The sequence below is a fragment of the Streptomyces sp. NPDC026394 genome (assembly GCF_055567735.1).
In genome coordinates, this window is the sequence record NZ_JBVHPX010000005.1 from 1 (window position 1) to 25960 (window position 25960).

21 protein-coding genes, 1 rRNA gene and 1 pseudogene are annotated in these 25960 nt (G+C 73.3%); 13 read left to right on the forward strand and 10 right to left on the reverse strand.

Annotation, left to right across the window (positions count from 1 at the left end; genetic code table 11):
* Positions 1–195 precede the first annotated feature (195 nt).
* From rrf to ACZ4QV_RS13735, 3 genes and pseudogenes are all read left to right on the forward strand, one after another.
* Positions 196–312: ribosomal RNA gene (gene rrf, locus ACZ4QV_RS13725) — 5S ribosomal RNA — on the forward strand.
* Between the two features lie 802 nt (positions 313–1114).
* Positions 1115–1708, forward strand: a pseudogene (locus ACZ4QV_RS13730) (hypothetical protein); the annotation flags it as partial.
* Between the two features lie 24 nt (positions 1709–1732).
* Complete coding sequence (locus ACZ4QV_RS13735) at positions 1733–2581, forward strand: hypothetical protein (RefSeq protein ID WP_361154626.1); 849 nt, start codon at positions 1733–1735, stop codon at positions 2579–2581.
* 88 nt (positions 2582–2669) lie between these two features.
* Here ACZ4QV_RS13735 and ACZ4QV_RS13740 read toward each other — a convergent pair whose 3' ends face one another.
* The 5 genes from ACZ4QV_RS13740 to ACZ4QV_RS13760 all read right to left on the reverse strand — a co-directional run bounded on the left by ACZ4QV_RS13740 (position 2670) and on the right by ACZ4QV_RS13760 (position 9564).
* Positions 2670–4493 carry an IucA/IucC family protein gene (locus ACZ4QV_RS13740; RefSeq protein WP_361154565.1) on the reverse strand — a complete coding sequence of 608 codons (1824 nt, stop codon included), beginning with the start codon at positions 4491–4493 and terminating at the stop codon, positions 2670–2672.
* The gene (locus ACZ4QV_RS13745) at positions 4487–5059 is read right to left on the reverse strand and encodes a GNAT family N-acetyltransferase (RefSeq protein ID WP_125057089.1); all 573 of its coding nucleotides are present in this window, start codon (positions 5057–5059) and stop codon (positions 4487–4489) included. Before ACZ4QV_RS13745 ends, ACZ4QV_RS13740 begins: the two co-directional genes overlap by 7 nt.
* Complete coding sequence (locus ACZ4QV_RS13750) at positions 5056–6378, reverse strand: lysine N(6)-hydroxylase/L-ornithine N(5)-oxygenase family protein (RefSeq protein ID WP_361588141.1); 1323 nt, start codon at positions 6376–6378, stop codon at positions 5056–5058. The genes ACZ4QV_RS13745 and ACZ4QV_RS13750 overlap by 4 nt, the downstream gene beginning before the upstream one ends.
* Positions 6379–6442: 64 nt before the next feature.
* The gene (locus tag ACZ4QV_RS13755) at positions 6443–8029 is read right to left on the reverse strand and encodes a pyridoxal phosphate-dependent decarboxylase family protein (protein ID WP_467762923.1); all 1587 of its coding nucleotides are present in this window, start codon (positions 8027–8029) and stop codon (positions 6443–6445) included.
* Between the two features lie 272 nt (positions 8030–8301).
* Positions 8302–9564 carry a DUF1015 domain-containing protein gene (locus ACZ4QV_RS13760; protein WP_361640434.1) on the reverse strand — a complete coding sequence of 421 codons (1263 nt, stop codon included), beginning with the start codon at positions 9562–9564 and terminating at the stop codon, positions 8302–8304.
* Positions 9565–9705: 141 nt separating this feature from the next.
* Between ACZ4QV_RS13760 and ACZ4QV_RS13765 the strand changes: the two genes are divergently transcribed.
* Positions 9706–10734 carry an HAD-IIA family hydrolase gene (locus ACZ4QV_RS13765; RefSeq protein WP_361588146.1) on the forward strand — a complete coding sequence of 343 codons (1029 nt, stop codon included), beginning with the start codon at positions 9706–9708 and terminating at the stop codon, positions 10732–10734.
* Positions 10735–10862: 128 nt separating this feature from the next.
* Here ACZ4QV_RS13765 and ACZ4QV_RS13770 read toward each other — a convergent pair whose 3' ends face one another.
* A complete protein-coding gene (locus tag ACZ4QV_RS13770) occupies positions 10863–11750 on the reverse strand; it encodes a siderophore-interacting protein (RefSeq protein WP_361620415.1) in 888 nt (295 codons plus the stop codon).
* A 103-nt stretch (positions 11751–11853) separates the two neighbouring features.
* Positions 11854–12879: an ABC transporter substrate-binding protein gene (locus tag ACZ4QV_RS13775; RefSeq protein ID WP_361154550.1), complete on the reverse strand. Its 1026-nt coding sequence runs from the start codon at positions 12877–12879 to the stop codon at positions 11854–11856.
* A gap of 185 nt (positions 12880–13064) precedes the next feature.
* Here ACZ4QV_RS13775 and ACZ4QV_RS13780 point away from each other — a divergent pair, with 185 nt between their 5' ends.
* The 3 genes from ACZ4QV_RS13780 to ACZ4QV_RS13790 all read left to right on the forward strand — a co-directional run bounded on the left by ACZ4QV_RS13780 (position 13065) and on the right by ACZ4QV_RS13790 (position 16128).
* Positions 13065–14105 (forward strand): iron chelate uptake ABC transporter family permease subunit, encoded by a 1041-nt coding sequence (locus ACZ4QV_RS13780; RefSeq protein ID WP_467762924.1) that lies wholly within the window; start codon positions 13065–13067, stop codon positions 14103–14105.
* The gene (locus ACZ4QV_RS13785; protein ID WP_467762925.1) at positions 14102–15214 is read left to right on the forward strand and encodes a FecCD family ABC transporter permease; all 1113 of its coding nucleotides are present in this window, start codon (positions 14102–14104) and stop codon (positions 15212–15214) included. Before ACZ4QV_RS13780 ends, ACZ4QV_RS13785 begins: the two co-directional genes overlap by 4 nt.
* A 116-nt stretch (positions 15215–15330) precedes the next feature.
* Positions 15331–16128, forward strand: a complete 798-nt coding sequence (locus tag ACZ4QV_RS13790; RefSeq protein WP_361154547.1) for an ABC transporter ATP-binding protein — start codon at positions 15331–15333, stop codon at positions 16126–16128.
* Between the two features lie 54 nt (positions 16129–16182).
* On the opposite strand, the gene ACZ4QV_RS13795 is transcribed toward ACZ4QV_RS13790, so the two are convergent.
* Complete coding sequence (locus tag ACZ4QV_RS13795; protein WP_030024178.1) at positions 16183–16530, reverse strand: sterol-binding protein; 348 nt, start codon at positions 16528–16530, stop codon at positions 16183–16185.
* A 76-nt stretch (positions 16531–16606) separates the two neighbouring features.
* Here ACZ4QV_RS13795 and ACZ4QV_RS13800 point away from each other — a divergent pair, with 76 nt between their 5' ends.
* From ACZ4QV_RS13800 to ACZ4QV_RS13810, 3 genes are read left to right on the forward strand one after another with little or no spacing between them, the layout of a single operon-like run.
* A complete protein-coding gene (locus tag ACZ4QV_RS13800) occupies positions 16607–17017 on the forward strand; it encodes a hypothetical protein (protein ID WP_361154544.1) in 411 nt (136 codons plus the stop codon).
* A gap of 7 nt (positions 17018–17024) precedes the next feature.
* Entirely contained in the window at positions 17025–17840 is an 816-nt protein-coding gene (locus tag ACZ4QV_RS13805; protein WP_361588149.1) for a TlyA family RNA methyltransferase, read from the forward strand.
* On the forward strand, positions 17837–18817 hold the full coding sequence (locus ACZ4QV_RS13810; RefSeq protein WP_361638227.1) for an NAD kinase: 981 nt from the start codon (positions 17837–17839) through the stop codon (positions 18815–18817). Before ACZ4QV_RS13805 ends, ACZ4QV_RS13810 begins: the two co-directional genes overlap by 4 nt.
* 328 nt (positions 18818–19145) lie before the next feature.
* Here ACZ4QV_RS13810 and ACZ4QV_RS13815 read toward each other — a convergent pair whose 3' ends face one another.
* Together ACZ4QV_RS13815 and ACZ4QV_RS13820 are read right to left on the reverse strand one after the other, a co-directional pair.
* On the reverse strand, positions 19146–19577 hold the full coding sequence (locus tag ACZ4QV_RS13815; RefSeq protein ID WP_361638225.1) for a CPBP family glutamic-type intramembrane protease: 432 nt from the start codon (positions 19575–19577) through the stop codon (positions 19146–19148).
* A gap of 360 nt (positions 19578–19937) precedes the next feature.
* The gene (locus ACZ4QV_RS13820) at positions 19938–21425 is read right to left on the reverse strand and encodes a S41 family peptidase (protein WP_361638223.1); all 1488 of its coding nucleotides are present in this window, start codon (positions 21423–21425) and stop codon (positions 19938–19940) included.
* A gap of 396 nt (positions 21426–21821) precedes the next feature.
* Here ACZ4QV_RS13820 and recN point away from each other — a divergent pair, with 396 nt between their 5' ends.
* From recN to ACZ4QV_RS13835, 3 genes are all read left to right on the forward strand, one after another.
* Positions 21822–23558, forward strand: coding sequence for a DNA repair protein RecN (gene recN / locus ACZ4QV_RS13825; RefSeq protein WP_361154616.1), 1737 nt, complete (start codon positions 21822–21824; stop codon positions 23556–23558).
* Between the two features lie 135 nt (positions 23559–23693).
* On the forward strand, positions 23694–24476 hold the full coding sequence (locus ACZ4QV_RS13830) for a hypothetical protein (RefSeq protein ID WP_361618459.1): 783 nt from the start codon (positions 23694–23696) through the stop codon (positions 24474–24476).
* Positions 24477–24746: 270 nt separating this feature from the next.
* A complete protein-coding gene (locus ACZ4QV_RS13835) occupies positions 24747–25889 on the forward strand; it encodes a glycosyltransferase family 4 protein (RefSeq protein ID WP_361618456.1) in 1143 nt (380 codons plus the stop codon).
* Positions 25890–25960 lie beyond the last annotated feature (71 nt).

The window sequence follows — 25960 nt, forward strand, 5'->3', positions numbered from 1 at the left end:
GGTTGATAGGCCAGATATGGAAGCCTGGTAACGGGTGGAGTTGACTGGTACTAATAGGCCGAGGGCTTGTCCTCAGTTGCTCGCGTCCACTGTGTGGTTCCCGGGTTGCGAACAGTCGCAGCGTCGGTTGAACCAAGTTCCACTGTTTCATTCTTTAATTGAAGAGTGTGCTTGTTCGCTTGAACCCGATAGGGTTTCGGTGGTCATAGCGTTAGGGAAACGCCCGGTTACATTCCGAACCCGGAAGCTAAGCCTTTCCGCGCCGATGGTACTGCAGGGGGGACCCTGTGGGAGAGTAGGACGCCGCCGAACAATCTTTGGAGGACCCTTGGTCCCAGCGTTCACGCTGGGGCTGAGGGTCCTTTTTTGTTTGGTCGAAGCGCGCCGGAGTGGTCGGTGCGCGAGAATGTTTGCAGTACCGAAGACAGGAGTCACGTCGATGTCCCCCAACTCTTCCGACGATCGCTCGGAGCGCCGGCCCCAGCGGCGCGAGGGCGGTGACCGCGGCGGTTTCCGGCGTGACGACCGCGCCCCGCGCCGCGACGACCGGGCCGGCCGGCCCTCCGGCAGCGGCTTCGGCGGTGGACGCCGGGACGACCGCGGCGGCAGCTTCCGTCGCGATGACCGTGGCCCCCGTCGTGACGACGACCGTGGCGGCCGCCCCACCGGTGGCGGCTTCGGCGGCCGGGACGATCGCGGCCCGCGCCGCGACGACCGCCGGGACGACCGCGGCGGCTTCCCGCGCGACGACCGTGCCCCGCGCCGTGACGACCGTGGCGGTTTCCGCCGCGACGACCGCCCTGGCTTCTCGCGTGACGACCGTGCCCCCCGCGGCCCGCGCCGCGATGACGACCGCGGTGGCAGCTTCCGTCGCGACGACCGTGGCCCCCGCCGGGACGACCGCCCGCGCGGCCCGCGCAGGGACGATGACCGTGGCAGCTTCCGCCGTGACGACCGTGGTCCGCGTCGTGATGACGACCGTGGTGGCCGCCCGTCCGGTGGTGGCTTCGGCGGTGGCCGGGACGACCGTGGCGGTTTCCGTCGCGATGACCGTGGTCCGCGTCGTGATGACGACCGTGGTGGCCGCTCCTCCGGTGGTGGCTTCGGCGGTGGCCGGGACGACCGTGGCGGTTTCCGCCGCGACGATCGCGGTCCGCGTCGTGATGACGACCGCGGTGGCTTCCGCCGCGATGACCGTCGGGACGACCGTGGTCCCCGCCGTGACAACGACCGTGGTGGCCGCCCGTCCGGTGGTGGCTTCGGCGGTGGCCGGGACGACCGTGGCGGTTTCCGCCGCGATGACCGTGGCCCGCGTCGCGACGACGACCGCGGTGGCTTCCGCCGGGACGATCGCGGTCCGCGCCGTGACGACGACCGCGGTGGCTTCCGCCGCGACGATCGCCGGGACGACCGTGGTCCGCGCCGTGACGACGACCGCGGTGGTCGCCCCTCCGGTGGTGGCTTCGGCGGTGGCCGGGACGACCGTGGCGGTTTCCGCCGCGACGATCGCGGTCCGCGCCGTGATGACGACCGCGGTGGCTTCCGCCGCGATGACCGTCGGGACGACCGTGGTCCCCGCCGTGACAACGACCGCGGCGGTTTCCGCCGCGACGACGACCGGGGCGGGCGCCGCCCGTACGGTGCCGGGCGTGGCCGCGACGACCGGGGTGACCGCGGCGGTTTCCGCGACGACCGCCGGGACGACCGCCGCGACCGGGAGCCGATCAAGCGGCTGCCGATCCCGGACGACGTCACGGGCGAGGAGATCGACAAGGACGTACGGCAGGAGCTGCTGAGCCTGCCGAAGACGCTCGCGGACGACGTCGCCAGGAACCTGGTCATGGTGGCCAAGCTGCTCGACGAGGAGCCGGAGAAGGCATACGGGTACTCCCGCGTGGCGCTGCGGCTCGCGTCGCGGGTTCCCGCCGTGCGCGAGGCGGCCGGCTTCGCCGCGTACGCCGTGGAGAAGTACGGCGAGGCGCTGGCGGAGTTCCGTGCGGCCCGCCGGATGACCGGCAGCGTGGAGCTGTGGCCCGTGATGGCCGACTGCGAGCGCGGTCTGGGCCGTCCCGAGAAGGCCCTGGCGATGGCCGGTGAGCCCGAGGTGCAGAAGCTGGACCGGGCCGGTCAGGTCGAGATGCGGCTGGTCGCGGCCGGTGCCCGGCGCGACCTGGGCCAGACCGACGCGGCCGTCGTGACGCTGCAGAGCCCCGAGCTGGCGTCGAACTCCGTCCAGCCGTGGACCGCCCGTCTGCGCTACGCGTACGCCGACGCGCTGCTGGAGGTCGGCCGCGAGGACGAGGCACGCGAGTGGTTCGCCAAGGCGCTGGAGGCCGACCAGGGCGGCACCACGAACGCCTCGGACCGGCTGGCCGAGCTGGACGGCGTGGAGTTCACCGACGCGCTGGACGAGGACGAGGGCGAGGACGGGGACGACCGCGAGATCACGGACGCGGCCTCCGAGGCCGGGAACGTGGCCCAGGCCGCGACCGATGAGCCCGCCGCCCCCGCGCTGCCGGACTCCTCCGAAGGCGGCGCCACCGCGGACGCCCCGCGTGAAGGGCGCCCCGAGCAGGGCTGAGGCCGTCGCGGCCCGGCCGCTTGACGGCACATGAGTGAAGGGCGGGACCCCACCGGGGTCCCGCCCTTCACTCATGTCCGCCCGGGTGTCAGGCTCCGGCGGTCGGGGCGAAGCGGGCGATCGGGTTCTCCAGGGTGCCGATCAGCTGGAGGGCGCCGGCCGGGTCCTGGAGGTCCACCATCTGCTCGTTGTTCCGCAGCTGGAGGCGGTTCAGGCAGGACAGCGCGAACTCGTCCGCGAACATGTCGTACTGCCGGAACTTGTCGGCGAGCTGCGGGTTGGCCTCCTGGTAGGCGGTCACGCAGTCGGCGACCGTACGCCAGAAGGTGTCCTCGTCCAGCACGTCCTGGGTGACCAGGATGCCGCTGAGGAAGCGGAAGAAGCAGTCGAAGACGTCCGTGAAGAGGGAGAGGAGTTTCTTGTCCTCGGGGACGTCGGCGCGGATGCGCTCGACGGCCGGCGGCAGCACCGCGTCCGGGTCCATCACCGCGATCTCCTCGGCGATGTCCTTGAAGATCGCGCGCTGTACGGTGCCGTCCTCGATGACCAGGATGACGTTCTCGCCGTGCGGCATGAAGACCAGGTCGTAGGCGTAGAACGCGTGCAGGACGGGCGTGAGGTAGGCGTCCACGTAGCGGCGGAGCCAGTCCGCCGGGGCCAGGCCGGACTCCTCGACGAGGGCGGCGGCCAGCGAGCCGCCCTCGGGGTCGGTGTGCAGCAGGGACGCCATGGTGGCGACCCGCTGGCCGGGTTCGAGGGTGGGCACCGGGCTCTCGCGCCACAGGGCGGCGAGCATCTTCAGGTACGGGGAGCCCTTGGCGGTGGCGGCCTCGTACTGGCGGTGGTGGTAGCCGATGGCGGCGCGCTCGCGGATGATCGAGAAGCGGACGGCCCGGAAGGTCTCGTCGCTCGCGATCAGGCCGGCCAGCCAGTCGTTGATGGCCGGGGTGGCCTCCATGTAGGCGGCGGACAGCCCGCGCATGAAGCCCATGTTGAGGACCGACAGCGCCGTCTTGACGTAGTGCTTGGACGGGTCGCTGGTGTTGAAGAACGTGCGGATGGACTGCTGCGCCAGGTACGCGTCGTCACCGGGGCCGAGGCAGACGAGGTGCTGCTGGGCGACCTCGGCGGCGAAGGTGACGGAGAGCTTGTTCCACCACTGCCACGGGTGGGCGGGGATGAGGTGGTAGTCGGCCAGGTCCAGGCCGAGATCGCGCATCGTGGCGGCGAACCGGTCCAGGGTGGCGCCGCCCAGCTCGGCCCGTACCAGCCCGTCGTAGTCCAGGCCCTCGCCCGCGGTGAAGGTGGAGCGGTCGCGGCGCGCGGCCAGCCAGATCAGATGGACCGGGCTCGCGGCCTCGGGGGCGTACGCGTGGTACTCGTGCACGCCGAAGCCGAGGCGGCCGTTGTTGGCGACGAAGCAGGGGTGGCCCTCGGACATGCCCGTCTCGATGGCCTGGAAGTCGCCCTTCGCCAGCTCGGCGGCGGACGCGGGGCCCGCGGCCAGCTTGTACGCCGTACCGGAGAGGGTGGAGCTGATCTCCTCCAGGTAGACGGGGAGGATGTCGTCGCTGAGGGCGAGGGTGCGGCGCAGCTCGATGAAGAAGTCGAGGGCGTCCAGGGGGGCCTCGGCGCCGTCGCGGCGGCGGGTGATGTCGTCGGCGTCGATGTGCCAGTGGTCCAGGCTCAGCCGGCGGGCGGCGAAGCGGTACTCGACACGGTCGTCGTCGCTGCGTACGACGTAGTGGCCGTCCTGCGGCAGGCGTTGCGGGGTCAGCAGGCGCTCGTGGGCGAACTCGGCGAGGGCCTTGCGGACGAGGAGGCGGTTGGCGCGCGCCCACAGCTCGGGGGTGAGGTGGCGGACGGCGTCGGGTGCCGCGGCCTCGGTGGTGTCCGCGGTGGGGTTCAGCATGGGTTTTCTCCTCGGGCGGCCAGGAACTGGTCGCGGGTGCAGGTGCTCAGGTACGCCTCGCCCTTGGGCAGCGTGACCGTGCGTTCGATCTCGAAGCCGACGGCCTTGTTCAGGGCGTGTACCGCGGTGTTGCCGGTGGCCGGTTCGACGACGACGCGCCGGTTGCCGGGCTCGGCGAACAGCGCGTCCATGACGGTGGTGATCACGGCGAGGGTGAAGCCGTGCACCGGGGTGTCGGTCGGCGCGGTCAGGAAGTGCATGCCGATGTCGCCGGGCGCGGCCTCGTGGACCTCGGTGACCTCGCGGTGCGCCGGGTCGTAGCGCTCCATCAGGAAGGCGGGGACGCCGTTGTGCAGACCGATGAAGGCATCGTGGTACGGGTCGGCGTCGATGCGAGCGAACTCCGCCTCGACGGCCGCGAGGTCCGCGTCCTGCATCATCCAGTACACGGCTTTGGGGTGGGTGACCCAGCCGTGCAGCAGTTCCGCGTCGCCGGCCGGGTCGACCGGGCGCAGCGCGAACTCGCCGAGCGAGGCGTGGGTGCGGGTGAAGACGGGCGCGGTCATACGGGCGAGACCTCCACGGGGTGGTGCGGGCCGGCCGGAGCGGCGAACTCCTGGAAGGCGATGGACTTCTCGACCGGGTAGTACTCGCGGCCGAGCAGCTCGCGGATGATGCAGGAGTTGCGGTACGCGGCCATGCCCAGGTCGGGGGTGACGAAGCCGTGGGTGTGCAGTTCGGCGTTCTGCACGAAGATGTCGCGGCCCGCGGTGTCGACGCTGTAGTTGCGGGCGACCGCGTAGCGGCCGGCGTCGTCCCAGGCGATGCGGTCGGTCAGCGGGGCGAGGAACTCCGGTGTGGCGTACCGGTATCCGGTGGCGAGGACCAGGCCCTGGGTGGCGTGAGTGAAGTCCTGGCCCTGTTCCTCCTGGCGCAGGCCCAGGGTGTACGTGGCGGAGGCCGCGTCGTACGAGGCCTCGGCGAGCGCGGTGTTGGTGAGCAGCCGGGTCGGGCAGGGGCCGTGCAGGTTCTTCTGGTAGAGCAGGTCGAAGATCTCGTTGATCAGCTCGGAGTCGATGCCCTTGTAGAGGTTCTTGTGCGAGGCGTTGAGCCGGTCGCGGGTGGCCGCGGGCAGGGCGTGGAAGTAGTCCACGTACTCCGGAGAGGTCATCTCCAGGGTGAGCTTGGTGTATTCGAGGGGGAAGAACCGCGGGGAGCGGGTGGCCCAGGTCAGGTGGTAGCCGTGGCTGTCGATGTCCTGGAGGAGGTCGTAGTAGATCTCCGCCGCGCTCTGGCCGCTGCCGACGATGGTGATGGAGTCCTTGGCCTGGAGGGTGGCCTTGTTCTCCAGGTAGTCGGCGTTGTGCAGGAAGTCGCCGCCGAGGCCCTGGCAGGCTTCGGGGATGTGCGGCGGGGTGCCGGTGCCGAGGACGAGTTTGCGGGCGCGGTAGGTCTTCTTCTCGCCGGTGGGCAGGTGGTCGGCGTGGACGACGTAGACCTGCTCGGTCTCGTCGTACTCGACGGTGGTGACCTGGTGGCCGAAGCGGATGCTGTCCAGCTTGGCGGCGGCCCAGCGGCAGTAGTCGTTGTACTCGGCGCGCAGCGGGTAGAAGCTCTCGCGGATGTAGAAGGAGTACATCCGTCCCGATTCCTTCAGGTAGTTCAGGAAGGAGAACGGGGAGGTCGGGTCGGCGAGGGTGACCAGGTCGGCCATGAAGGGCACCTGGAGGGTGCTGGTCTCCAGCATCATGCCGGGGTGCCAGTCGAAGGACGGTTTGTTGTCCAGGAACAGGCCGTCGAGTTCGTCGATGGGCTCGGTCAGGCAGGCGAGGCCGAGATTGAAGGGCCCGAGGCCGATGGCGATGAAGTCGTGAGGGGCGGACACGTGGGGTCTCCGTTTGCGGGGTGTCGGTCGGCCGTCGGCTGTGGGGGCCGGTCGGCGGGGACGGTCAGCTCGCGGCGCTGAGGGCCGGTTCGGGGCGCGCGGCGAGGTACGCGCCGGCGTGCTCGGCGATCAGGTCGAGGACCGTGGCGATGTCGGCCAGCGTGGTCTCGGGGTTGAGCAGGGTGAACTTCAGGTAGTGCCGGCCGTCGACGACGGTGCCCGCGACGATGGCGTCCCCCGAGGCGAACAGCGCTTCCCGGGCGTGCAGGTTGACCTCGTCGCTCAGCACCGGGTCCCGGTCGTCGGTGTACGGCAGGTAGCGGAAGACCAGGGTGCTCAGTTGGGGTTCGACCACGACCTCGAAGCGCGGGTCGTCGTTGAGGATCTTCCAGGCGTCGGCGGCGCGGTCCACGACCTCGTCGAAGAGTTCTCCGATGCCGTCGGCGCCCATGGTGCGCAGCGTCAGCCACAGTTTGAGCGCGTCGAAGCGGCGGGTGGTCTGGATCGATTTGTCGACCTGGTTGGGGATGCGGCGCTCGGCCATCCGCGCCGGGTTCAGGTAGTCGGCGTGGTACGTGACGTGCCGCAGGGTGGCGTGGTCGCGTACCAGGACGGCGCTGGAGCTGACCGGCTGGAAGAAGGACTTGTGGTAGTCCACCGTCACCGAGTCGGCACGCTCGATGCCGTCCAGGAGGGCGCGGCGGCGGGAGACCAGCAGGCCGCAGCCGTACGCGGCGTCCACGTGCATCCAGGTGCCGTACCGGGCGCACAGGTCGGCGACCTCGGGCAGCGGGTCGATGCTGCCGAAGTCGGTGGTGCCCGCGGTGGCGACGACGGCCATCGGGATCAGGCCCTCGGCCTCGCAGCGGGCCAGCTCGGCGGCGAGCGCGTCGGTCCGCATCCGCTTGTCCGGGCCGCACGGCACCGCGATCACGGCTTCCGCGCCGAGGCCCAGCAGGGTGGCGGCCTTCTCGATGCTGAAGTGGCCGACCTGGGAGGCGAAGATGCGCAGCCGGGGCAGGATGTCGGTACGGCGTACCGGAGTTGCCCCGCCCTGAGGGGTCATGTCCGGGTCGTTCTCGCGGGCGAGAACCGTACGGCACGCCTCGTCGCGGGCCAGGAGCATGGCCTGGAGGTTGGACTGGGTGCCGCCGCTGGTGAAGATGCCGTCGGCGCGTTCGCCGAGGCCGATGCGCCGGGCGGTCCAGTCGATCAGGCGGCGCTCGATGAGGGTGCCGCCGGCGCTCTGGTCCCAGGTGTCCAGCGAGGAGTTGACCGCGGACAGCACCGCCTCGCCCACCAGGGCGGGGATGACGACCGGGCAGTTGAGGTGGGCGAGGTAGCGCGGGTGGTGGAAGTAGACGGCGTCGCGGAGGTAGACCTCTTCGAGTTCGTCGAGTGCGGCGGCGGGGTCGTGCAGCGGCTGTTCGAGGTCGATGCCGGCCACCGTGGGGGAGAGGCCGTCGACCGTGACGCCGGTGAAGGGGCGTTCGGTTGCGGATATTTTGTCGGCTATGCGGGCTACGCCTTCGGCGACGGAGCGGCGGTAGTGCTCGGTGGTGCTGTCGTTGAACAACTGTGACCGGCTGTCCGGCGCCCCGGTGTGTGCGGCGGGCGACGGGTCCTCGGCGGAGTGCGCGAGGAGACTCATGAACGTGTCCTCCCTGATGCGGACTTGCTCACGTGGGGGGATGCGCATGGAACGCCCGCGCTGGGGCAGAAGACCGTCGGCGCAGGGGGGAACGGCTCCATCCGCTTACGTGATGAGGTAAGCCTAACCTAACCTGTGTGGCGAGAGGGAAACGGGTGCCGAGGCACCGGCGCGGGACACGCGCGCCGGGTCGCCGGCGGGCGGCAGGAAGCCGTACAGCCCGGAATCAGGCCCCGGAACGGCCTGGAGCAGGCGGCCGGTACGGCCCGGAATCAGACCTCTTCGTCCAGTACGCGCAGAACCAGACCGGTGGCCGGCTTGGGCCCGAAGGATGTCGACTTGCGCGGCATGGTCACCCCGCCCAGTGCGAGTTGGCGCACCGTTTGCTCAAGGACCGGGCGCATCAGGACGGCCGTACCGCCGTGCTTCGCCGCCTGCTCGACGGCGTCCGCGGCACTGTGCAGATAGCTGATCTCGGACGAGTGGTCCCGGATGCGCCACACCTCGTCCAGCAGGACCGAGTGCAGCACGGTGGCGTCCAGCTCACGCCACGCCGCGGGGCGGTCCCGGCGGATCGTCCGGTCGAGCAGCTCCGGGTCGGGACGGTCGAGTACGCAGAACCGCTCCGGGCTCGACGCCAGCAGGAAGGCGCTGCCCGGCGTCCCGTCGAGCACCGCCAGCGCCGCGTCGAGCGGGCCGTCCACCGGCCGGACGCGGAAGGCGCCGTCCAGCCCGGCCAGCGCGCCGTCCAGCGGCAGGTGCGGCAGCACACGGTGGATGGCCCGTACCTGGAGCGGGTGGCGCGCGGAGTCCACCAGCAGCACCAGGCCGCTCGCCCAGGGGCTCGCCGAACCGTTGCCGGGGTGCTCCTGGCGCAGCCGCTGGTAGGTGGCCCAGCGGTGGTGCCCGTCGGCGATCAGGGCGTGCCGTATCGCGAGGTCCTCGTCGACGGCGGTCAGGTCGGCGGGGTCGGTGACCGCCCACAGGCGGTGCGCGAAGCCGTCCTCGGTCGTGGTGGCGAGCAGCGGCGTGGTGCGGACGGTCCGTTCGATGACGCCGGTGGCGCCGTTGCCGGTGCCCTGGCCGACGTAGGACAGGAGCAGCGGCTCGAAGTTGGCGGCGGCCTCGCGCATCAGCGCGGCGCGGTCCTCGACGACCTCGGGGATCACGTCCTCGTGCGGCAGGACGGGGCCGTCGAGTTCGAGTGCGCCGATCAGGCCGCGTTGCAGGAGGCTGCCCTTGCTCTGCTCGTACACGTAGAGCGCGGGCCGGTCGTCGGTCGCCAGGACGCCCTGCGCGCGCCAGCGGCGCAGCGTCTCGGCGGCCTGACGGTGCCGGGTGGCGGGGTCGGGGGCCTGCGGGAGGATGAGCCGCACGATGTTGTACGGGTCGGCCGTTTCGAGGTGGCGCACACCGTCCGGGCGTACGACGACGTCGTACGGCGGGGAGGTGACGGCCGTGAGGCTGCTGACGCGGTCCGGGGCGTAGCGCAGCCCGCGGAAGGGGTGGAGGCGGAGGCCGTCGGTGCTGGTCATTGGGGAATGCTATGCCGCCTTCGGGAGTGCGGGATGATCGGGGGGAAACCGTCGTCCCACCGGATATATCGGTAGGCCGGGTTCCGTTTCGCGGGGCCCGCGGAACCGGCGGGAACACCTGTGCAGAAGGAGCGAAACGGCATGAGCGAGCGGGTGCGCAAGCAGCCCGGACGGTGCGAACGGGCACTGAGCGAGGCGTACGACACGGCGCTGCTGGACCTGGACGGAGTCGTCTACGCCGGCGGCTCGGTGATCGAGCACGCCGTCGCGTCGCTCAGCACCGCCCGGGACGGCGGCATGCACCTGGCGTACGTGACCAACAACGCCTCCCGGACACCGGACGCGGTCGCCGACCAGCTCACCGGCTTCGGGCTGCCGACCGCCCCGACGGACGTCATCACCTCGGCGCAGGCGGTCGCCCGGCTGATCGCCGGACAGGTGCCCGACGGGGCACGGGTGCTGGCGGTCGGCGGCGAGGGTCTGCGGGTGGCGCTGCGCGAACGCGGGCTGGTGCCGGTGGACTCCGCGGAGGACGACCCGGCCGCGGTGGTCCAGGGATTCGACCCGAAACTGAACTGGGAACGGCTGGCGGAGGCCGCTTACGCGGTCCAGCGCGGCGTGCCCTGGTTCGCCTCGAACACCGACCTGACGATCCCCAAGGAGCGCGGCATCGCGCCGGGCAACGGCGCCCTCGTGGAGGTCGTACGGACCGCAACCGGCGGCACGCCCCAGGTGGCGGGCAAGCCGGAGACGCCCATGCACCGCGAGACGGTGCTGCGTACGGGAGCGCAGCGGCCGCTGGTGGTCGGCGACCGGCTCGACACGGACATCGAGGGCGCCTACAACGGCGGCGTGGACTCGCTGCTGGTGCTGACCGGCGTGACCACCGCGGCCGAACTGCTGGCCGCTCCGCCGCAGCACCGCCCCACGTACGTCGACGCGGACCTGCGCGGCGTGCTCGGCCCGCAGCCGGAGGTGTCCGAGGAGACGGACGGCGGCTTCGGGTGCGGCGGCTGGACGGCGTCCCTGCGGGACGGCGCGCTGGCGCTGGACGGGGACGGCGCGCCGCTGGACGGGTTGCGGGCGCTGTGCGCGGCGGCCTGGACGGCGGCCGGGGACGGTACGTGCGGCGCCGACGCGGGGAAGGCGCTGGCGCGGCTCGGGCTGTGACGCGCGCGCCGCGACGTGGCGCACGAAGGAGGGAGGGGCCCCGCTCGGTGATGAGCGGGGCCCCTCCCTCTGGTGCGTGTACGGACCGTCGTACACGCACGGTATGGGGGACCGGAGTCGAGGCCCGGTCAGTCCTCGTCGGTGGCGGCCGTGCTCGCGATGTACTCCGCGAGCAGGTCCTCCTCGCTGGCGCCGCGCCGCCAGTAGCCGGTGAACTTCACGGCCCGGCGGTCGAACCCGCGCTCCCGCACGAGGTGGCGGCGCAGCATCTTCACGTTGCCCGCCTCGCCCGCGATCCAGGCGTACGGCGTGCCCTCGGGCAGTTCGGCGGCACGGACCGCCTCCAGCAGCGCGTCCCGCCCGTCCGCCGGCCGCTCGTCGGCCGCGAGCCAGGTGATGTCGGCGTCCGCGAAGGTGGGCAGGTCCTGGCGGTCCGCCGCGTGGGCGACGGAGAGGAAGACCTTGGCCTGGGTGCCGGGGGAGAGCCAGGCCAGGATGCCGGCCACGGCGGGCAGCGCCGTCTCGTCGCCGGTCAGCAGGATCCAGTCGGTCCCGGGCGGCGGGCGGAAGTCGACGCCGCCGTTGTCCTCGACGGCCGGGCCGAGGACCGAGACGCGGTCGCCGGGCTCGGCGGACGCCGCCCAGCGCGAGGCCGGGCCGCCGGCCGCGGCGCCCGGGGTGTCCGCGCCGTGCAGGGCGAAGTCCACGTCGATCTCGGCCGGCTCGTGGCGCTGCTCGCGGATGGTGTACGAGCGCATCAGCGGCCGCTCGGCCGGGTCCTGGGCGCGCCAGGCGGGGTACCAGTTCTCGCTCTGGTCGGCGAAGACCGGCTCGGACTGGTGGGCCTGCGGGAGGAACAGTTTGAAGCGCTGGTCACGGCCGCCGGAGGCCATCTCGTCGAGCCGTTCGCCGCCGAAGGTGATCCGGACCATGGAGGGGCTGAGCCGACGGGTGCGCACGACGTGCACGTCGAAGAAGCGGAACGGGGTGGTGGCGGGTGCGGCGGTCGTGGTCATGCGGAGGAACCTCCCGGAACCGTGACTCGGTGACTGCGGTGGGGGCGGGCGCTGCGGCGCGGTCGCCGTGGCCGGCCGGTGCGGCGGCCGGCCACGGCGTGCGTCAGGCGACCTTCTTGGCGTTCTGGATGACCTTGGTGAGTTCTTCCATCAGCGGTGCGGCGCCCGCGTAGGAGAAGCGCGGCTCGCTGGACCAGCCCGTGACCTGTCCGGCCTTGACGGCGGGCAGCTTGTTCCAGGCGGGCTTGGCGGCCAGGTCCTTGGGCTGGAGGGCGGAGGTGCGGTTGTCGAGCATGAGCACGTCGGCCGGGTACTTGTCGGCGTTCTCCCAGCTCAGGTTCTCGAAGTAGCCGCCCTTGTCCAGGTTGTCGGGGACGATGATGTCCACGCCCAGCGACTTGAAGTACATGATGTCGGAGTTGATGCCGGGGTTGGAGGCGTAGAAGAGGTCGGCGCTGCCGGAACAGGCGAGCACCCGGACCGGGTTGGACTTGGCGGCCTTGCGCAGCTCGGCGGCGGCCTTCTCGAAGCGGGCCTTGGCGTCGGTGACCTTCTTGGCCTTCAGGTCGGCGCCGAGGGACTGCGCCAGTTCGGCGTACCGCTCGATGATCTTCACCAGCGGGGTGCGGGACGCGGTGATCGCCACCGTCTCGGCCAGCTTGGTGATCTTGTCCTTGCTCTCCTCCGGCACGAACCACAGGGCGCCCGGCTCGAACATGTTGGTGATCAGCAGGTCGGGGTCGAGGCCCGCGTACTTCTCGACCGCGAACTGGTTGTACGCGTTGCCGATGATGGTGAGGCGGTCCACGTCGATGTCGCCGGCCTGTGCGTCCGGCTTGCCGTTCTTGAGCTTGGTCGGACCGAAGACGCCGACGATCTGCTTGTCGATGCCGAAGTCGTACAGCGCGGCCGCGGTGCCGGTGAAGGCGACGATGCGCTGCGGCGTGTGGTCGAGCGAGACCTTTTTCTTGCGGTCGTCCGTGAAGGACCAGGCGCCGCCCTTGACGTTCCCCTGCGCGCCCGAGTCCTTGCCGCCTCCGCAGGCGGCCAGCAGGGCGCCGATGCCGACGGCGCCACCGGCGGCGAGAACGCCGCGTCGGGACAGGGATACGCTACGGGGGGTGCTCATGGTCGATGCGCTTCTCTCTGGGCTGGGCCTCGGCACGGCCGTCAGGGCTTGACGGGACTTCAGCCGGTCGTTCACGGTCTTCAGTGCGTTTTCGGACGGACTTCAGGCCGGACGGCAAAGGGCCGGTAAAAGGCCCTGCAGAACGACTTGATGTCTGATCGTGAGGGTAGGCTAACCTAACTCCCGTGTTGGTTGACAGTCCCCCCGAAGCAAACGCCCCCGCGGCTCCGCGGCGGCGGCAGATCACTCGCTCGGCGGGGCTCGTCGCCTCCGTCGGCGCACTGGTGGTCGTGGCCGCCCTGGGTATCGCCGTCGGCGCGAAACAGGTACCCCTCGACCAGGTATGGCACGCCCTCTTCCACTACACGGGTGACGACACCGACGTGGTCGTACGGGACGTCCGCCTGCCGCGCACCCTCCTCGGCCTGCTGGCCGGCGCGGCCCTGGGCCTGGCCGGCACCGTGATGCAGGCACTGACCCGCAACCCCCTCGCCGACCCCGGCGTCCTCGGCATCAACGCGGGCGCCTCGGCGGCCGTCGTCTCCGCCATCAGCTTTCTGGGGATCACCTCACTGACCGGGTACGTGTGGTTCGCCTTCCTCGGCGCCGCGGTCGTCTCGGTCGCCGTGTACGTGCTCGGCGGCACCCGCAGCGCCACCCCCGTACGGCTGGCGCTGGCCGGCACCGCCCTGTCCGCCGTCCTGATCGGCTACATCAACGCCGTCAACCTCCTGGACACCGCGGCGCTGGACCGGATGCGCTTCTGGACGGTCGGCTCGCTGGCCTCCGCCACCATGGACACCGTGCGGGAGGTCACGCCGTTCCTCCTGATCGGTGCCGTCCTGGCGCTCGCCGTCGGACGCCCCCTGAACGCCATCGCGCTCGGCGACGACCAGGCGCGGGCCCTGGGTGCCCGGCTGACCCGCACCCGGGTGCTGGCGATGATCGCCGTCACCCTGCTGTGCGGCGGCGCGACCGCCGCCTGCGGCCCGATCGTCTACGTCGGCCTGATGGTCCCGCACGTCGTCCGCGCCGTCACCGGCCCCGACCTGCGGTGGATCCTGCCGTACTCGGCGGTCCTGTCGCCGGTCCTGCTGCTCGGCGCCGACGTCCTGGGGCGCGTCGTGGCGCGGCCCGGCGAGATCCAGGTCGGCATCGTGACCGCCGTCGTCGGCGGCCCGGTCTTCATCTACCTCGTACGGCGTCGGAGGATGGCCCAGCTGTGAGTTCCACCGTCAAGACCGACACCGGCCGGAACGATTCCGCGGCCACCGGCCGGGCCGCCGCCGGGCAGACCGGCGGGTCCGTGCGGGCGGTCCGCACCGCCGGCGGGCTGTCCGTACGCCTGGACGTACGGACCCTCGTCGTCTCCCTGCTGCTGGCGGCCGTGGCCCTGTTCGCGAGCGTGCTGCTGATCGGCACCGGCGACTTCCCGATGGGGCCGGGGGACGTCCTCGCCACCCTCACCGGGTCCGGCACCACGGCACAGGAGTTCATCGTCAACGACCTGCGGCTGCCGCGGGTCCTGGTCGGACTGCTGGTCGGCGCCGCCTTCGGGGTCGCCGGCGCGGTCTTCCAGGCCGTCTCCCGCAACCCGCTCGGCAGCCCCGACGTGCTCGGCTTCTCCCAGGGCTCGACGGTCGGCGCGCTGCTCGTCATCGTCTTCTTCCAGGGCGGTACCTTCGCCATCGCGGCCGGCTCGGTCGCCGGCGGCATCGTCACCGGGCTGGCGATCTTCCTGCTGGCGTGGAAGGGCGGCATCCACGGCTACCGCTTCGTGCTCGTCGGCATCGGCGCCGCCGCGATGCTCTACGCGATCGTCCTGTACCTGATGACCAAGGCGAACATCGTCGAGGCCACCCAGGCCGTCACCTGGATGACCGGCACCCTCAGCGGCCGGGACTGGGACCAGGTCTGGCCGCTGGCGATCGTCTGCGCCGTCCTGATCCCGCTGTCGCTGCTGTACGGGCGGCCGCTGCGGATGCTGGAGATGGGCGACGACGCCGCGTACGCCCTGGGCGTCCAGGTCAACCGGGTACGCGTCGTCCTGCTGGCGGCGGCCGTCCTGCTGGTCGCCGCCGCCACCGCGGCGGCCGGGCCGATCGCCTTCCTCGCGCTGACCGCCCCGCAACTGGCCCGCCGGCTGACCCGCTCGCCCGGCCCCAACCTGCTGCCCGCCGCCCTCATGGGCGCCGCCCTCCTGGTCACCGCCGACTGGCTCTCGCAGCAGATCTTCGGCGCCGACCAGCTCCCGGTGGGCGTGCTGACCGGACTGCTCGGCGGCAGCTACCTGCTGTGGCTGCTGGCCTCCGAACGCAAGGCGGGACGGATATGAGCCCGCAGGACGCCGCACGGCGGCCCGCAACGGCCACCGCTTCCGCTCCGGCCCCCGCCACACCGACCGAGCCGCCCCAGGCCCCCGCGCCGCAGACCGCTACAAGGAGCAACGCAGTGAGCCGTCTCACGGCCGAGAACGTGACCCTCGCCTACGACCAGCGGGTCATCGCCGAGGACCTCTCGGTGGCCATACCGGACCAGTCCTTCACGGTCATCGTCGGACCGAACGCCTGCGGCAAGTCCACGCTGCTGCGCGCGCTGTCGCGGATGCTCAAGCCCGCCGCCGGCTCCGTACTGCTGGACGGCGCGGCCATCTCCTCGCTGCCCGCCAAGAAGGTCGCCCGCACCCTCGGGCTGCTCCCGCAGTCCTCCATCGCGCCCGACGGCATCACCGTCGCCGACCTGGTCGCGCGCGGCCGCTACCCGCACCAGGGACTGCTGCGCCAGTGGTCGGGCGAGGACGAGCGGATCGTACGGGAGTCCATGGACGCGACCGGCGTCGGCGAACTGGCCGAACGCTACGTCGACGAACTCTCCGGCGGGCAGCGGCAGCGCGTGTGGATCGCGATGGCCCTCGCCCAGCAGACACCGCTGCTCCTGCTGGACGAGCCGACCACCTACCTCGACATCCAGCACCAGATCGAGGTGCTGGACCTGTGCGCCGAACTCCACGAGGAGCAGGGCCGCACCCTCGTCGCCGTCCTGCACGACCTCAACCACGCCGCGCGCTACGCCACGCACCTGATCGCGATGCGGGCGGGCGAGATCGTCGCCGAAGGACCGCCGGAACAGGTCGTCACGGCGGACCTCGTCGAGCGGGTCTTCGGCCTGAAGTGCCAGGTCATCGACGACCCGGAGACGGGTACGCCGCTGGTGGTGCCGGCGGCGCGCAAGGCGCGGGCCGGGGTCTGAGGCGTACGGGCGAGGGGCCGGGCGGTGGCCACGGTCAGAGGCCCGCGGCCACCGTCAGAGCAGCGACCGCAGGCGCAGCAGGTCGCGGAAGCCCGCCTCCAGCTTGACCCGGCCGCTGCCCCACGCCTTGGCGAAGTGCAGTTTGCCGTCGACCATGGCGACCAGGTCGTCGCCGCGCATGGCCAGGCGGATCTGGGCGCGTTCGGGCGGCGGCCCGGGGACGTTCGTGACGTCCTCCAGGGTGCCGTTCGCCAGCCGGCCGGTGAAGGTGACGTCCAGGTCGGTGATCCGGCAGCTCAGCGAACGGTCGAAGGCGGCCGCGCTCCGGACGTCGCCGTCGGCGGTGGACAGGTTCTGTGCGAGCCGGCCGAGGGCGGCGCGGCACTCTTCGAGGGTTGCCATCGAGATCGACGATACGCCGGTACGGGACGGGCGGGCGGTGGCCCGGTCGGCGGGCGGTTCGAGGTAGCGTCGAGGCATGGAAGAGCCGAAGGAGCCGGTGGGCGGCGGGGTACCGGACGAGCGGGTGCCGGACGGGCCTGGTTCCGGTGGCCCGGACGGCCGGGACCGGTCTGAGCGCGGCGGTGCCGGGCCGGACGGACCGGATCGGGGCGGCGCCGGGCCGGAGCGGGACGGTGCCGGGCCCGCCGGGCCGCAGCCGCTGGGTGTCGCGGTGACGCCCACCGGGGACGCCGCGGTCGACGCCCAGCTCCGGCGCCTGGCCGACGCCGACCACCTCGCCGCGAGCGGGCACCTGGAGGTGTACGAGGATGTGCACCGGGGACTACGCGACGCGCTGGCCGCGCTCGACCGGCGCCCCGGGCCCGCCGGCCCGTCCGGCGCGGCCCCGTCCCCGCAGCCGTCCGCAACGTACGACAACAGGAGCTGAACCACAGGTGGCAGGAGTGGCACGACGCCGACTCGACGCGGAGCTGGTGCGCCGCAAGCTGGCCCGTTCCCGCGAGCACGCGAGCCAGCTGATCGCCGCGGGGCGGGTGACCGTCGGCGGAACGACGGCGACCAAGTCCGCCACCCAGGTGGAGACCAGCGCGGCCCTGGTCGTGCGCGACGACGACAGCGATCCGGACTACGTCTCACGCGGCGGCCACAAGCTGGCCGGGGCCCTCGCCGCGTTCGAACCCCGCGGCCTGAAGGTGACGGGCCGCCGCGCGCTCGACGCGGGCGCCTCCACCGGCGGCTTCACCGACGTCCTGCTGCGGGCCGGCGCGGGACACGTCGTCGCCGTGGACGTCGGGTACGGGCAGCTCGCCTGGTCGTTGCAGAGCGACGACCGGGTCACCGTCAAGGACCGCACCAACGTGCGCGAGCTGACGCTGGAGCAGATCGACGGCGAGCCCGTCGACCTCGTCGTCGGCGATCTGTCCTTCATCCCGCTGGGTCTGGTGCTGCCCGCCCTCGTCCGCTGCGCGGCGCCCGACGCCGACCTGGTGCTGATGGTCAAGCCGCAGTTCGAGGTCGGCAAGGAGCGTCTCGGCAGCGGCGGAGTGGTGCGCAGCGCCGACCTGCGGGCCGAGGCGGTACGCGGTGTCGCCGAGCGGGCCGCCGCGCTGGGACTGGGGGTGGCCGGGGTGACCGCCAGCCCGCTGCCCGGGCCCTCCGGCAATGTCGAGTACTTTCTGTGGCTGCGCGCCGGGGCGGACGCACTCGACCCGGCGGACGTCGACCGAGCAGTGGCGGAGGGGCCCCGTTGACCAGTTCTGAAACATCCGGAGCGGCTGAGACAGCCGGCTCGCGCACCACCTGTACCGCACCGTCCCCGGGCGGCCCGGAGCCGTCCGGGCAGCGCACCGTCTTCCTGCTGGCGCACACCGGCCGCCCCGCGGCCGTCCGCAGCGCCGAACTCGTCGTCCAGGGGCTGCTGCGCAGCGGCATCGGCGTACGGGTCCTGGCCGAGGAGGCGGCGGACCTGCCGCTGCCGGCGTCCGTGGTCCGCGTCGAGTCCGAGCAGTGCGCGGCCGAGGGCTGCGAACTGCTGGTGGTCCTCGGCGGGGACGGGACACTGCTGCGCGGCGCGGACTTCGCCCGTACGTCCGGCGTGCCGATGCTCGGCGTCAACCTCGGCCGGGTCGGCTTCCTCGCGGAGGCCGAGCGGGACGACCTGGACAAGGTCGTCGACCGGGTCGTGACCCGCTCCTACGAGGTCGAGGAGCGGATGACCATCGACGTCCTGGTGCGCAACAACGGCAGCATCGCGCACACCGACTGGGCCCTGAACGAGGCGTCCGTCGAGAAGGCCGCGCGGGAGCGCATGCTGGAGGTCGTCACCGAGGTCGACGGGCGGCCCGTCTCGCGCTTCGGCGGCGACGGTGTCGTGTGCGCGACCCCGACCGGCTCCACCGCCTATGCCTTCTCGGCGGGCGGCCCGGTGGTCTGGCCCGAGGTCGAGGCCCTGCTGATGGTGCCGATCAGCGCCCACGCGCTGTTCGCCAAGCCGCTGGTCACCTCGCCGGACTCGGTGCTGGCCGTCGAGGTGCAGCCCAAGACGCCGCACGGCGTGCTGTGGTGCGACGGCCGCCGCAGCGTCGAACTGCCCGCGGGCGCGCGGGTGGAGGTCCGCCGCGGCGCCACCCCGGTACGCCTCGCCCGTCTGCATCACGCCTCCTTCACCGATCGTCTGGTGGCCAAGTTCGCCCTGCCGGTGGCGGGCTGGCGCGGCGCACCGCAGTAGCCGCGGCGGCGCGGACGGATATCGGTTCCGCGGCAGCGCGGACCGGCACCGGCTCGTCCCGGGCCCGGAGCGGGCGTACGGCCGCGGCTCCGGGCCCGAGGAGCGTCATGAGCGCGGCCGCGAGCGACACGGCCGCCGAGCCCTGTCGTCACCTTCCCGTCGTTCCGCCCGGAGGGCGGGCCGCGCGGCGTCTGGTGCACGTCGCTTCGCCACGGCTCGGCTCTTCGGATCTGCCTTTCGGAAGCCGAGCCGATCGCAAGGCGGAGGGTCTTCCCGGTACTGGGTGTACCGGGAAGAGCCCGACAATGACGGGGTCCCCCCGCGCCGTTCAGGCGTGGGGGAGAGCGTGCGTGCTGGGGTCCCCCAGCGGTAGCTGGGGGAGTCGCGCGGCAGGCGGGAATCTGACGCCTAGGACCAGGGCGGGTGCGGCGTGGTCGGTCCAGCCGGGGAACACCGACTCGGCGACGTTGATCGTGGTGTGCACCGCGACGGCGGTCGGCACGATCCCGCCGGAGCTGTCGTACAGCCGCACCATCAGGACCCGCACCGCGACCGAGCCGAGCACCTGACCGGCTGTCCACGCGGCGGAACGGCCCGCCTGGGTGTGTGCGACAAGGTGCCAGGCCGCCCACACCAGGCCGATGACCAGGCCCGCGCCGAGCGTGCCCCACCGCTCCCGCAGCGGTTGCAGCAGATATCCCGTCCACCCCGCCTCCTCGGCAGCGGCGGCGAAGAAGTACAGGACGAGGAGCAGCGGCACGGACGAGCGGGGAGTGCGGCCCGGTGGGCGGTGCTCCGGCCGCCGACAGCAGTCCGTACGTCGCGAGGAACGGGGCGGGCAGCAGGAGCACGGGCAGCGCCCAGCAGCCGGGCCGCGCCGCACCGCGCACCGCGAACGTCCGCCGCACCAGCCGTCGCACCCCGTGCCCGCCCTCCTCGCGGAAGAGCAGGAGCGAGGCCACCGCCACCGGCAGGACGAACTGGAACGCGGTCAGCGGCATGCCCATGGGCAGCGCACCGGACAGGTCGAAGACCGCACCGGCCACCCAGAACGGGACGGAGAGGGCCGCCAGTAACGCGATGAACGTGCAGGGCGATCCGCCGCCCCTCGCAGCCCGGGTCATGACATCGGGTGGCCGGCGGCCAGGAGGGCTCGGGCACGGGACAGGGCCGGGTCGCGGCGGGCCGCCAGGTCCTCGGCGGCGAAGACCGGGACGCGGACAGTCGGCGGGATGCCCGTCCCGTCGAACGTGCGGCCCTCCGCGGTCAGGAACTCCTCGTTGGGCAGCGCGAACCTCCAGCCGTTCGGCAGGGCGCGGTCCAGGGTGTCGGAGAAGACGCCCTGGGTGTTCTCCCCGATGCGGACCGGCGCGGGGGCACGGCCGAGCAGGGCCTGGGCGAAGGTCTCGCCCGCGCTGATCGTGAGCGGACCGGTCAGCAGCGCGAGCGGACCCGTGTAGCGGGGGCCGTCGTGCGGACGTACCCGTGCGGGCTGGGCGGGGGTGAATTTCCGCGGGTCGGCGGGGTCGTTGCGCGCGTGTTTGCGGTACGCGAGATACGGGCGGCCCGTCAGGCGGGAGGCGACGCGCAGACCCAGCCGGTCCGATCCGCCGCCGTTCAGCCGCAGGTCGACGACGAGGCCGCGCAGGGCCCTCGGCCCGGACGTACGGCCCGGGGTGAACACGGCGTCCAACGCGCGGTCCAGCTCCGCGACATCGCTCTCGTGATCGTCCTGGTCGGTGTAGCCGTGGAAGGACGTGATGCGGAGGTAGCCGAGCCGGCCGGGGAGGTCGGTGTAGGAGAGCGCACCCCCGGCCCACCGGCGCAGGGTGACGTCCCGGCCGAGAGCGGCCGCGACCGCCGCGTCCACCTGCCTCAGGAGCGCGGGGGTGGGGGCGGTCGTCCCGGGCCGCGCCCCCGCGTACACCCGGCCGGGGCCCGCGGAGAGGTTGGTGTGCCCGTCGTGGAGCGGTTCGATCATCCCGCGCAGCACGGCGAACAGCTCGTCGTCGGTGGTCCGCGCCGTGACCCGCGGACGGTACCGGGCGCGGACGGCGGCCCAGTCGGTCCCCTTGGCGGCGAAGAACGGGTAGTTCTCGGCGTAGGTGTGCCAGAAGACGTCGAAGACCGTACGGGGGTCCTTCGCCGGGCGCCGGTGACAGCGGGCGGGCAGCGCGGCGATCCGGTGGAGTGTGCGGTACCCGACATTGTCCTGGATGCTCAGGCGGGCCACGCCGGGGCTGTGCGGCGCGACCGTGACGCGCGCCGCGTCCGGCACGGCGAACTCCACCCGGCCGGCGGCGTCCGGCGGCCCCGTACGGACACCGTCGGCGGAGCCGGGGAGACAGCTGACGGCCGTGGTCTCGTACGTACGCAGCCGTCGGCTGTCGATCGTGACGAGGGTGCCGTACCCGTCCATCCGCCACACGCCCTCCAGAGAAGCCGGATGCCGTGCGGCGGGCCGTGCCGCACCGCCGCCCGGCGTACGTGCCGCACGGGCTCCGGCGGACGGCGCGCAGACGGTGACCAGGGCGGTGGCGGCCAGCAGGAGGGCGGCCCGCCGGGTGGGCGGCTGCTCAAGTGGCTGTTCGGGTGGCTGTTCGGTCATGGTGGTTCCCCCGTGGTGCGATGGTTCAGATGGTCGTCGGCCGCGGCGTCCGGCGGAACGTCCTCCGGCGGCGTCCGGAAGGGCGCCCTCCGGATCTTCGGCGCCTGCCGCCGCGCCGGCCCGCAGCGGCCCCGCTGCCGCCTGCCGGACCGCCGTGGGCAGGAGCCCCGGACCCGGCCCCGGGCTCCGCCCCGCCGTCCACCGCCGCTCCGCCGACCATGCGGCCCCCTTCCGATCGTGTCCTCTTCCTCAGCGTGACAGGCGGGGCGGGGGCAGCGCCCTGAGGAAAACATCCGTCCTGTGGTGGGGTTTTCCGCAGGGCGGAGCGGTAAGGGGAGGGGAGGCCGTCGCGGGGCGGGCCCGGGACCTCGTAAGGTCGTATCCGTGTTGGAGGAGATGCGGATCAGGTCCCTGGGCGTCATTGACGATGCCGTCGTCGAGCTGTCGCCGGGTTTCACGGCGGTGACCGGCGAGACGGGCGCGGGCAAGACCATGGTCGTCACCAGCCTCGGGCTGCTGCTCGGCGGGCGCGCCGACCCCGCCCTGGTGCGGATCGGAGCCAAATCGGCGGTCGTGGAGGGCCGCATAACGGTGGGACCGGCGGCACCGGCCGCGGTGCGCGCCGAGGAGGCGGGTGCCGAGCTGGACGACGGGACGTTGCTGATCAGCCGCACGGTCTCGGCCGAAGGCCGCTCCCGCGCCCATGTCGGCGGCCGTTCCGTCCCGGTCGGGCTGCTGGGCGAGTTGGCGGACGACCTGGTGGCCGTGCACGGCCAGACCGACCAGCAGGGTCTGCTGCGCCCGGCCCGGCAGCGGCAGGCACTGGACCGCTACGCGGGCGACGCGGTGTCCGTACCGCTCGCCAAGTACACCGCCGCGTACCGGCGGCTGCGCGCCGTCGCCGCCGAACTGGACGAGCTGACCACCCGGGCCCGCGAACGGGCCCAGGAGGCCGACCTGCTGCGCTTCGGCCTGGAGGAGATCGCCGGGGTCGAACCGCAGCCGGACGAGGACACCGAGCTGGCCGCCGAGGCCGAACGGCTCGGCCACGCCGAGGCACTGGCGTCGGCCGCGTCGGCCGCGCACGCCGCGCTCGCCGGAAACCCCGAGGACCTGGAGGCCGTCGACGCCAGCACCCTGGTCGCGGGCGCACACCGGGCACTGGACGCCGTACGCAGCCACGACCCGGCGCTGTCCGCGCTCACCGAGCGGCTGGGCGAGATCGGCATCCTGATGGCGGACGTGGCCGGCGAACTGGCCAGCTATGCGGACGGACTGGACGCGGACCCGCTGCGGCTGGCCGCCGTCGAGGAGCGCCGGGCCGCGCTCACGCACCTGACGCGCAAGTACGGCGCGGACATCGCCGCCGTGCTGGCCTGGGCCGAGGAGGGCTCGGCCCGCCTCGCCGAGCTGGACGGCGACGACGACCGGATCGGCGAACTGGCGGCGGAGCGGGACGCGCTCCGCGCGGAACTGGGCGAGCTGGCGCAGGCGTTGACCGACGCCCGAGCGGCGTCGGCGAAGCGATTCGCCGACGCGGTGACGGCCGAGCTGGCCGAGCTGGCCATGCCGCACGCCCGGGTCAGCGTCCAGATCAGCCAGACGGGGCTGCCGGAGACCGCCGACGAGAGCGACGGCATCGAGGTCGGCGGCCGAACGGTGGCCTACGGCCCCACCGGCGCCGACGAGGTGGAACTCCTCCTCGCCCCGCACCCCGGCACGCCGCCCCGCCCCATCGCCAAGGGCGCCTCGGGTGGTGAACTCTCCCGGGTGATGCTCGCGGTCGAGGTGGTCTTCGCCGGTTCCGACCCCGTACCGACCTATCTGTTCGACGAGGTGGACGCGGGCGTCGGCGGCAAGGCCGCCGTGGAGGTCGGCCGCCGGCTCGCCCGCCTGGCCCGGTCGGCCCAGGTCGTGGTCGTCACCCACCTCCCGCAGGTGGCGGCCTTCGCCGACCGGCAACTGCTCGTGGAGAAGACCCACGACGGTTCGGTGACCCGCAGCGGGGTCACGGTCCTGGAGGGCGAGGACCGGGTGCGCGAACTCTCCCGGATGCTCGCCGGGCAGGAGGACTCCGAGACGGCGCGGGCGCACGCGGAGGAACTCCTGGAGACGGCCCGCGCGGGACGCTGAGGCGAGGGCGGACGGCCGAGGGCTGACGGCTGAGGGCCGACAACCGGGGCCGGAAGCAGGGGCCGGCCCCCGGAGCCGTACGGACGCACCGGCCCGGCGTACGCCACGCCGCCCGGCCGCCCTACGCTGCCGATCATGATCGGAACATTGCGCAAGGGCCTGCCGTTCGCCGTCGCGGCAGGTGTCACGCGGGTCGTGTACGGACAGGTGCGGCGCCGGCCGCCCGGTGGGCGCGGGCGCTGGGAGCGTACGAACCACGCGGGCCGCACGGTCGGCCTGTACAGCGGACCCGCCACCGTGGCGGGCACCGCGCTCGCCGCCGTGACCGCGCCGGGACTGTCCGCCCGTACGCGCACGGCGGCAGCGCTGGCCGTCCTGGCGGCCGGGGGCTGCGGTACGTACGACGACCTTGCCGCGGCGGGTGACACCCGGCGCGGCTTCCGGGCCCACCTGTCGGCCCTGCGGGACGGGGAGTTGACCAGCGGCGCGGTGAAGCTGTTCGGGATCGGCGCGGCCGGGCTGGCCGCCGGCGCGCTGCTCAAGGAGCGGCCGCTGGACAAGGCGCTCGCCGGGGTGGTGATCGCGGGCGCCGCGCACGCCGTGAACCTGGTGGACGTACGGCCGGGCCGGGCGGCGCTGGCCACGCTCGCCGCGTCGGCGCCCGGGCTGCTGCGGCGCGGCCCCGCGGGAGCCCTGGCCGCGGCGCCCGCGGGGGCCGCGGCGGCGGTCCTCGCGGACGACCTGGGGGAGCGCACCATGATCGGCGACGCGGGCGCCCACGCCCTGGGCGCCGGACTCGGCCTCGCCGTCGCCGCCGGGTGCGGCCGCGCGGGGCTGGCCGTGCACGCCGCCGCCCTGGTCGGAGCCGCGGTGGCCGGTGACCGGGTCGGCCGGGCGGCCACGTCCGGCGGCGCGTAACGGCCGGACCCCGCGTCAGGTCACTGCCGCTGGGCCGACGGAGTGGGTGGTTTGTCGCCCATATGGGTGGTCAGATGGGTGTATGGGCGATGTGTGCCCTTGGAACGGCTCGTCGGCGGTCCCGGATCCACGGCGCGGGCTGGCATCCTGGGGGCGCAGCGCGTACAGCTGCGCGACCGCGCCCCCCCCCGTACCGGCGCCTGCCCCGGGCGGAGCCGGACGCCGCGGCGCGCCGCCAGGCCCGCCACCGACCCCAGGAGCACCGCCCACGTGACCAGCACCCCGGCCCCGCCGCACGGACCGTCGCCGCTGCGCACGGTCCAGGTGCTGGGCCGTGGCAGCGCGGGCAGCGCCGCCCATGTGCGTTCGCTGGCCGCCGGGCTGGTGGCGCGCGGGGTCCGGGTGACGGTGTGCGCCCCGCCCGACGCCGAGGACACGTACGACTACACGGACGCGGGCGCGCGGTTCGTGCCGGTCCCGCCGCGCGCCGACCCGGCGAGCGTCACGTCGCTGCGGGCCGCCTGCGGGGACGCCGACCTCGTGCACGCGCACGGCCTGCGGGCGGGCCTGCGCGCCGCGATGGCCCTCCAGGGCCAGCGGAGCCGCCGCGTCCCCCTCGTCGTCACCTGGCACACCAAGGCGCACACGGACGGGCCGCGGGCCCGTCTGGTCCAGCTCCTGGAACGGCGGGTGGCGCGGACCGCCGCGGTCGTCCTGGGCGCGTGCTCGGACCTGGTGGACCGGGCACGCGAACGCGGCGCCCGGGACGCGCGCCTGGCCCCCGTCGCCATCCCGGCTCCCCGGTCGGGCGGCCGCCCGCTGACGGCCGAGGACCGCCCCGCCCACAAGCAGCGTGCCGAACTGGGTGCCGTGGACCGCCCCTTGATCCTCGTCGTCGGCCGCCTGGAGACGCACCAGGGGCACGACTTCCTGCTGGACGCCGCGCACGCCTGGTGCGCCCTGGACCCGCAGCCGATGGTCGCGGTGGCGGGGGAGGGCGGGCAGCGTGAGATGCTCCAGCGGCGTATCGACGCCGAGCACCTGCCGGTACGGCTGCTCGGCCGCCGCGGCGACGTGCCCGAACTCCTCGCCGCCGCCGACCTGCTGGTGCTGCCCAGCCGCTGGGAGGCCCGCTCGCTGATCGCCCAGGAGGCGCTGCGGGCCGGTGTCCCGCTGGTGGCCACCGACGTCGGCGGCACCCGTGAACTGGTCGGCCACGCCGCCGAACTGGTCCCGTACGGCGACGCGGCGGCCCTCGCCCGCACCGTCCTGGACCTGCTGGCCGATCCCGCCCGCCGGGACACGCTCGCCGCCGCCGGGCGCGCGCAGGCCGCGGGCTGGCCGACCGAGGACGCCACGGTCGCGCAGGTGCTGAGCGTGTACGACGAGCTGATGCAGCGGCGGGAGCGCTGAGCGACCGGGACGGGGCGCTCGGAGCCGGGCGTCCGGCCCTGGCGTCCGGCCTTCGCCGTCCGGTCCTTGAC

Bases quoted from the DNA above. Each gene is read 5' to 3' on its own strand.
- ACZ4QV_RS13755 (WP_467762923.1), bottom strand. From the start codon at position 8,029: ATGAGTCTCCTCGCGCACTCCGCCGAGGACCCGTCGCCCGCCGCACAC.
- recN (WP_361154616.1), top strand. From the start codon at position 21,822: ATGCGGATCAGGTCCCTGGGCGTCATTGACGATGCCGTCGTCGAGCTG.
- ACZ4QV_RS13740 (WP_361154565.1), bottom strand. From the start codon at position 4,493: ATGCTGAACCCCACCGCGGACACCACCGAGGCCGCGGCACCCGACGCC.
- ACZ4QV_RS13775 (WP_361154550.1), bottom strand. From the start codon at position 12,879: ATGAGCACCCCCCGTAGCGTATCCCTGTCCCGACGCGGCGTTCTCGCC.
- ACZ4QV_RS13800 (WP_361154544.1), top strand. From the start codon at position 16,607: ATGGAAGAGCCGAAGGAGCCGGTGGGCGGCGGGGTACCGGACGAGCGG.
- ACZ4QV_RS13765 (WP_361588146.1), top strand. From the start codon at position 9,706: ATGAGCGAGCGGGTGCGCAAGCAGCCCGGACGGTGCGAACGGGCACTG.
- ACZ4QV_RS13770 (WP_361620415.1), bottom strand. From the start codon at position 11,750: ATGACCACGACCGCCGCACCCGCCACCACCCCGTTCCGCTTCTTCGAC.
- ACZ4QV_RS13760 (WP_361640434.1), bottom strand. From the start codon at position 9,564: ATGACCAGCACCGACGGCCTCCGCCTCCACCCCTTCCGCGGGCTGCGC.
- ACZ4QV_RS13795 (WP_030024178.1), bottom strand. From the start codon at position 16,530: ATGGCAACCCTCGAAGAGTGCCGCGCCGCCCTCGGCCGGCTCGCACAG.
- ACZ4QV_RS13820 (WP_361638223.1), bottom strand. From the start codon at position 21,425: ATGACCGAACAGCCACCCGAACAGCCACTTGAGCAGCCGCCCACCCGG.
- ACZ4QV_RS13830 (WP_361618459.1), top strand. From the start codon at position 23,694: ATGATCGGAACATTGCGCAAGGGCCTGCCGTTCGCCGTCGCGGCAGGT.
- ACZ4QV_RS13745 (WP_125057089.1), bottom strand. From the start codon at position 5,059: ATGACCGCGCCCGTCTTCACCCGCACCCACGCCTCGCTCGGCGAGTTC.